The organism is Nocardia vinacea NBRC 16497, assembly GCF_000308835.1.
Lineage (GTDB): Bacteria > Actinomycetota > Actinomycetes > Mycobacteriales > Mycobacteriaceae > Nocardia > Nocardia vinacea.
Window position 1 is genome coordinate 1 of the sequence record NZ_BAGN01000355.1, and the last position, 5,959, is coordinate 5,959.

Annotated in this window: 7 protein-coding genes; 2 read left to right on the plus strand and 5 right to left on the minus strand. The window is 63.1% G+C overall.

What is annotated here, in order from left to right:
• Window positions 1-737 (minus strand): ParA family protein (locus ON44_RS34165; RefSeq protein ID WP_040698345.1); only part of this gene is annotated, 737 nt, incomplete at its 3' end.
• Window positions 738-987: 250 nt separating this feature from the next.
• Window positions 988-1,245 (minus strand): hypothetical protein, encoded by a 258-nt coding sequence (locus ON44_RS34170; RefSeq protein WP_040698346.1) that lies wholly within the window; start codon window positions 1,243-1,245, stop codon window positions 988-990.
• A 51-nt stretch (window positions 1,246-1,296) separates the two neighbouring features.
• On the opposite strand from ON44_RS34170, the gene ON44_RS34175 reads away from it, so the two are divergent.
• Window positions 1,297-1,482, plus strand: coding sequence for a hypothetical protein (locus ON44_RS34175; RefSeq protein WP_051182734.1), 186 nt, complete (start codon window positions 1,297-1,299; stop codon window positions 1,480-1,482).
• Window positions 1,482-1,814 carry a hypothetical protein gene (locus ON44_RS34180; RefSeq protein WP_040698347.1) on the plus strand — a complete coding sequence of 111 codons (333 nt, stop codon included), beginning with the start codon at window positions 1,482-1,484 and terminating at the stop codon, window positions 1,812-1,814. Before ON44_RS34175 ends, ON44_RS34180 begins: the two co-directional genes overlap by 1 nt.
• Before the next feature lie 8 nt (window positions 1,815-1,822).
• Here the strand turns inward: ON44_RS34180 and ON44_RS34185 are convergent, their stop codons facing one another.
• From ON44_RS34185 to ON44_RS34195, 3 genes are all read right to left on the minus strand, one after another.
• Entirely contained in the window at window positions 1,823-2,644 is an 822-nt protein-coding gene (locus ON44_RS34185) for a hypothetical protein (RefSeq protein ID WP_157187412.1), read from the minus strand.
• 29 nt (window positions 2,645-2,673) lie between these two features.
• The gene (locus tag ON44_RS34190; RefSeq protein ID WP_063721668.1) at window positions 2,674-3,819 is read right to left on the minus strand and encodes a deazapurine DNA modification protein DpdA family protein; all 1,146 of its coding nucleotides are present in this window, start codon (window positions 3,817-3,819) and stop codon (window positions 2,674-2,676) included.
• A 1,576-nt stretch (window positions 3,820-5,395) separates the two neighbouring features.
• Window positions 5,396-5,959, minus strand: a 564-nt coding sequence (locus tag ON44_RS34195) for a YlcI/YnfO family protein (protein ID WP_040698350.1), incomplete at its 5' end; no start/stop codon positions are given.

Below are 5,959 nucleotides of genomic sequence, written 5' to 3' on the forward strand. Positions count from 1 at the left end.
CCGAGCCCGGCATCGAGGGTGTCGACAATGCCGGTCCACAGCGGCACACGTCGATCCAGCCACACCGGGACACCAGGGAAATGGAGCGCGAATCCGTCGACCATCTCGTCGGCCCGACTCTTTTCCGATGCGGTCCCGCGCCACTTGTTGACGATGCAGCCCATGATTTCGAGTTGCGGATTGTGGTAGCTGCGGACGCCGGAGAGGGTTTCGCCTAGCAGCGCCAGGCCGTCAGAGGACCACCGGTGTGCCTCGCTGACCAGTAGGGCGGTATTCCCTGCGACCAGTGAGTTGACGAGCAGCAAGCCCAATGCCGGCGCGTTGTCGATCAGGATCAGGTCGTAGTCGGAACGTACGGGCGCTACAGCCTCGCGCAATCGGTGTTCGCGCCCGAACTGCCCCGCGAGGATCTGCTGCTCGGCGACAGCGAGGGTTTGACCGCCAGGAGCCAGGTCGATGCCATCCCAAATCGTCGGCACGATGACCTCGCGAAGCGCGATTTTGGTTCCCGGGGTGATGGCGTCGGCGATGGTGATTTCGTCGGCCGCGAGGTCCTCGCGGGCCAGGGTGGATGTGACGTTGCCCTGTGGGTCCATGTCCAGGACGAGTACGCGCGCACCGTAGTAGTGGTTCGCAGCGCGAGCCAGGCATAGCGTCATCGTGGATTTGCCGACGCCGCCCTTCTGGTTCGCGAGCGCGATGATGCGGGCTTCGGCCTCATTGGACAGTGCAGCCATCTCGGGTCCTTTGTCGCCGGGCAGCGCCGTGTGGCCTGCCGCTTACCGTGCACGATCGCATACCCCGGCTGCCAATGCTGGGTGGACACGCGGACATGCGTGCAACTGGACGAGCGCACGAGTGGACATAATGACGCGGGTACCTGTATACGCGCGCACGCGGGTACGCGCGCACGCGCAACCATGCGTCCACTCGACTCCTGCGTACGCGCGCGAAATGCCGGACGCTTCGCCCCAGGTCTCCAGTCGTTCAATGCTTGCAGTTCGGGGTGAGCGGTGGCGTGTAGATGGTGTATCCGCACTGGACACAGGTGTGCAGGCGGTGGAACCCGGCGACCGCCAAGCACGCGAGAGAGCCGACCAGGGCTTTTTTCGGGCCGAGGCGGTGTCCCGCCGGGCAGCTGATCGGCGCGGGTTCGACCCAACCCTTGCGGGTCCGGTACAGCCGTTCCGGATCGGCCACCACCCGGCCCTCGACTTCGTAGACTGGCTGCCAGTCATCGAACACATTTTCGATTCTTTCACAAACCGGACGGTCGTACGAGATAGGCTGCGTGACATGGTGAGCATCGGGGATCGCGTGTTGCTGGTAGCGGGTGGCGTATCGGTGTTCACCGTGGTCGAGCTCGACGGTGACCACGCGGTCGTCGAGTCGATCCAGGCCGATGCGCCGGGCCGCTACCGGTTCCCGGTGCCGACAGCTGAACTCGTTGCGGCCGATTCGGATTCCGGAGGTGGTGACTAGTGGCTCGATTCCGTCTCGAGGAGGACCTGCCGATCCCGGGGCATGGCGTCTTGTCCACCCGGTTCGGTTCGGATGATCTGGACGAACTCGTCGAAACCGCACGACTCTGGGCTCTGAAGGCCATCAGCCGCAAGCAGCTGCGGCTCTACGACCGCTCCGTCGAACTGCTCGGCGTCGAGGGGCAAGGGGCCAGCCTCGTTCTTGCGATCGACGAATGGGATATCAACCGGCCGCCGCTGTGCGAGTGCGGCGAGATGCTGCACGCGGCCCAGATCGCAGGCCTGCCTGGCTGGTACTGCATGAGCTGCAGCTACCGGGCGCAAGCCGCCTGAAACCTTCCTTACGCTCGCTCGGTTCGCCGCACGGTTTCGTATTCCGTCGTCCATGCCAGCAGGATGGTGGCCGGCCAGTACAGCCGTCCGAGGAACTTGCTCGGGACCGGGAACGGGCATGCTTTCGGCTTGCCGCGCGAGAGAAACGACGTGACCGTCTTCGGCGCGAGATTGGTGATCACGGAAGCACCGGCGATGTCGACCCACACATCGTTATCCAGTGGCGGCAGCCCGAACAGTTGGCCGCCCGCGAAGGGCTTCCCGGCCTGCCATGCCTCGCGAAGGTCGGCCACCTTGTCCGCCAGAGCGACGGTTTCGGCCGGTTCGTACTCGTGCTCGTTGACCACGCGGCCAACCGTAACAGTTTTAGAACTGCCAGCAGCAGCGACGTGACGACGATTTACTGCTGGCAACCATGGAGGAGGTCCGGGCGGCAGGATCGGGCGCGGCGGGAGCTGCAGCGCTTCCCACAGCAGCAGATCGGTTTGTTCGCTGGTGTGGTTGCGGTAGTCGCCGAGCTTGGCGCGCATCTCGGGCGGCAGTGATTCACCGTAGGCGCGCAGCCGTTTTCGGCTGACAGCGACCGGTGCGATGTCGGTGCGATCGTCGGGGATATTCAGCCGTACCGCGCCGCGGTCGACCTTGGCGGCGAGTAGCCGCCAGTTGGGCCGCAGGGCCACCACCTCGTCGCTGAGCGAGCAGTATCGGTGTGACAGGAACAGCCCGTCGAGGTCGTACTCGCGAGCGAGCGCTCCAGCGATCGGCGATCCGCCGGCACCGGCCAGTAGCAGCCTCTCGTCCTCGGTCAACGCGGAAGAAGAAGTTGGCATGGCGGGTCCTCCTCTCGGTTCGAATGGCCTTATCGGCCCAGTTCGGTGGCGGTGAGGTTCGCGACGATGTGATCGGCGGCGGTGCGGCTTGCCGGGTCTGTGTCGACGTTCCAGCGCTGGCGCAGCTGCTGGAGTTGCTGCAGCAGTTGCCCGGTGTCGGGTTCGGCGAGAATCTGCCCGACGCGGGCGGGGCTCAGGTTCATCAGGGCCGCGATCGCGCGAACGGACATGCCGTCGCGATGCGCCCACCGGATGCTCGTATCGCGTTCGAGTCGGGCCGCTTCGTCACGGAATCCCGACAGCGCCAAACGCCGTGCGGCGGAGGCGTTTCCGTCTAGTTTTCTGGACACTCGCCGGGATGTCGGCGCGGCCGAGCACACGGTGCGGGTGGCATGCCCGGCCAACGACGCCAGAACGTTCTGGCGCCACCGGAACGCGTATTTGATGCAGTTGGCGCAGTTCTTGTGGGTGCTGCAGCCGGGCAGCAGGATCTGTTCTTTGCGAGCGGTGTCGGACCAGGCCATGCTGTCGGAGGAGGCCAGCAACGAGCCGTAGGAGCCCAGGCCTGCGGTCTTAATCCCGAACCCGTGCAACCGGATTCCGGGAACGGCTTCGGTGATCGCGGTGATGATCTCGGCGGCCTCGGTGGTGTTCTGGCGACGGCACACACTGCCGATCGCGACGATCGGTTCGACGGCCAGGTCGATACCGGCCTTGTCGTAGAGGTCGATGCAGCGCTCGTAGTCGGCGCGCACGAACCCCTGAATCGTCGGGACGATCGGCAGATCCGGTGCCAACGACCGCAACTCGATCAGATTGCCCACCGTGCGGTGCAGATGCTCGGACACCGACAGATGCGTTCCCGCGAACTTGATCGGCCCGGCCTGCCCGCCATGGATGATGATCGGCTCGCACATCCAGTCCTGCGGCGCCGCCCAGACCAGGTTGCCGACCTCATCGCGGTAGCGACGTACCCGAGCCACGTACTCGTGCGGGGTGACCGAATCCCAACTCCCGTGCTTCTGCAATTGGCTGAATCCGCCAGAGTCCAAGGCCCATTCACCGCGGGCGCGAGGGAAGGACTTGCGGTCGCGGAGACGGACGTCGCTGATGAACAAGGGTTCGTCGGTGAGGGTGACCCAGTTCGGCTGATGCGTGCCCAGGAAGAACTTCATGACCGAGGTTCCGTTCGATAGACCGATTGGCAGTTTTAAAACTGCCAATCTAGTGTAGCAGTTTTAAAACTGCCACTTGCTGGAACGGCTTGAGGTTCTGCGGAAACTACAGGCGCATCGGCTTACCTGTGGATTGAGCTTGTTGAGAAGGACAACTTCCTGCTCGAGGAGCACCCAGAACAAGCTGCTGTTCAAGCACATTGCGGGCAGATTCAAATGAGCTGCAGGCATGTCCGCATTTGCGGTATATGCGCAGGTAGATCGGCGCTTCCTGGATTCCGTTGGCAGCCCGCGATTTTGAACTTTTTTTGAACGTTCGCAGCCGTGAGATGCGGTTGACTTGTCCTTCGGTGAGCCGCGGGCGGTGAGCTGCTCGTGGTGTCCGGTGTCGGACTTACAGTTCGACGTGGTGGCGTTACTGGCTGAACGCAACTTTGATTCCTGAGGAAGTGGTGTATTGCAAGCGCGTCAACATGTGTCGCCCAGGGCCACGCCGAGGTGCGCCAACCTTCACGAACTTCACGGGTTGATCACCTATCGAGCGGAGCCTTCGCCGAGGCAAGATGTGTTGTCCGTCAGATTCCGACGGTCGAAAGAGGGGACATACACGCGTGTAAGTAGAAAGTTTTGGCAGGTGGATCGCTGTGTACGGTCTTCTGATCTTTCCTCAAAAGGCAAGATAGAGCGGGTGATTCGGAGAATCGTGCCGTGCATCAGAGACTCAATGCGCCATGGCTTTACAGCAGGCGCCACCCGGTTTGTGCTCCAATAAGTACGGCTCGAACAAGCCCTGGAGGGTGATGGGAGAGCGCTGCCCCGACCTGCGCCAACAGGTCAGGGCAGCTGGTGTCCGATGTTCTCTCACAGAAAAACAGAAAACGGATCATCTATGAGATTAGCCAAGACACCGGCTGTGGCAGAACCCCACCAGGCCGGCAAGTTCTCGCGCGTCGACTCGAAATGCGGCGAAAACGCTCTCACCAGCAGATACTTGGGACTGCAACATTCTGCACCCCCGATTCGTAAGGTTCCCACACCTGATCAACCAGAAGATGGGAACCGCTACAGATGATCGAGATATTCACCGGCGCAGTGGGACTCGGTGCATTGGGGTACGCGCTGCGCCTGGGGTTTCACTGGCTTCACCACGACGGTTTGGTGCGGCTCATGGCTGGAACTATTGCCGTCGTCCATCCCGACGCGACCCGCCGAAAGGACGCCCGAACCGTCTTACGCGATACACGAGGTCGGGCATCCGGATCTGATACATGAGCGAAGACCGCTGGCCGCCGATGATTTGGAGATCCTTGAGCGCGTGGGGCATCCGATGTTGTCGATGCCCAGCAGTACAGTGGCGGCACTGCGAAGGTCGCGGGTTCGAGTCCCGCTGGGTCCACTGCAAGGGCTCATAGCTCAGTTGGTAGAGCGTCGCATTGATCGCAGGGCTCGAAGCCCGCAAATAGAAGGCCCGGCCCTCGGCCGGGCCTTCTGCCATTCGGGGGTTGAATACGGGTCTCAGCCCCCGATGTAGACGGCTTTGCCGCGCAGCGTCGACAATGCGGCCGGAGGCGGTGTCTCAGGTCTTGGTGCGGCGCCGGCCGTGACTTGTGGAGCGGTTCGAAGCAGAGACGACGCGGATCGTCTTGCCACGGGTGCGGACGACGTAGTTCGCGGCAGGCTTCATGTGCGGGGGGAGGGGCGGGGCGTTCCTCATGCCAGCTATCCAGGTGCCGAACAGGACGTTGACTTTGTCGACCGGCGTCGCCACATCGAAATCGCGGACGTTCCACTGCGGCGCACTTGTGAGTCCACTGATGTGGCGGAGGTACTCCTCGACAAGTTCCGGCCGCGTGATCTCGGCTTCGGATTTGGCTTGGTGATGCCGAGCCACTAGTGCGAGCAGGTCGGTGACCGGTACCGCGTCGGCGCTGCTGCTGTTCGAGGCGACCGCGTTCTCGATGGCTTCACGCAGCCAGGCGCCCGTGGTCATTCCGCGCTCGGAGGCGAGCTTTCGGGCTTGATCGAGAACGTCGGTGGGCAACCGCACGCTGTAGCCGCTCATCGGCGCGGTGTTGGCAGCGTCGCCGGGAACGAGGTCGGCCGCAGCGATCTCGTCTTCGGCGCTGTGTGTGTCGTAGTA

Bases quoted from the DNA above. Each gene is read 5' to 3' on its own strand.
- ON44_RS34175 (WP_051182734.1), top strand. From the start codon at position 1,297: ATGGTGAGCATCGGGGATCGCGTGTTGCTGGTAGCGGGTGGCGTATCG.
- ON44_RS34190 (WP_063721668.1), bottom strand. From the start codon at position 3,819: ATGAAGTTCTTCCTGGGCACGCATCAGCCGAACTGGGTCACCCTCACC.
- ON44_RS34185 (WP_157187412.1), bottom strand. From the start codon at position 2,644: ATGCCAACTTCTTCTTCCGCGTTGACCGAGGACGAGAGGCTGCTACTG.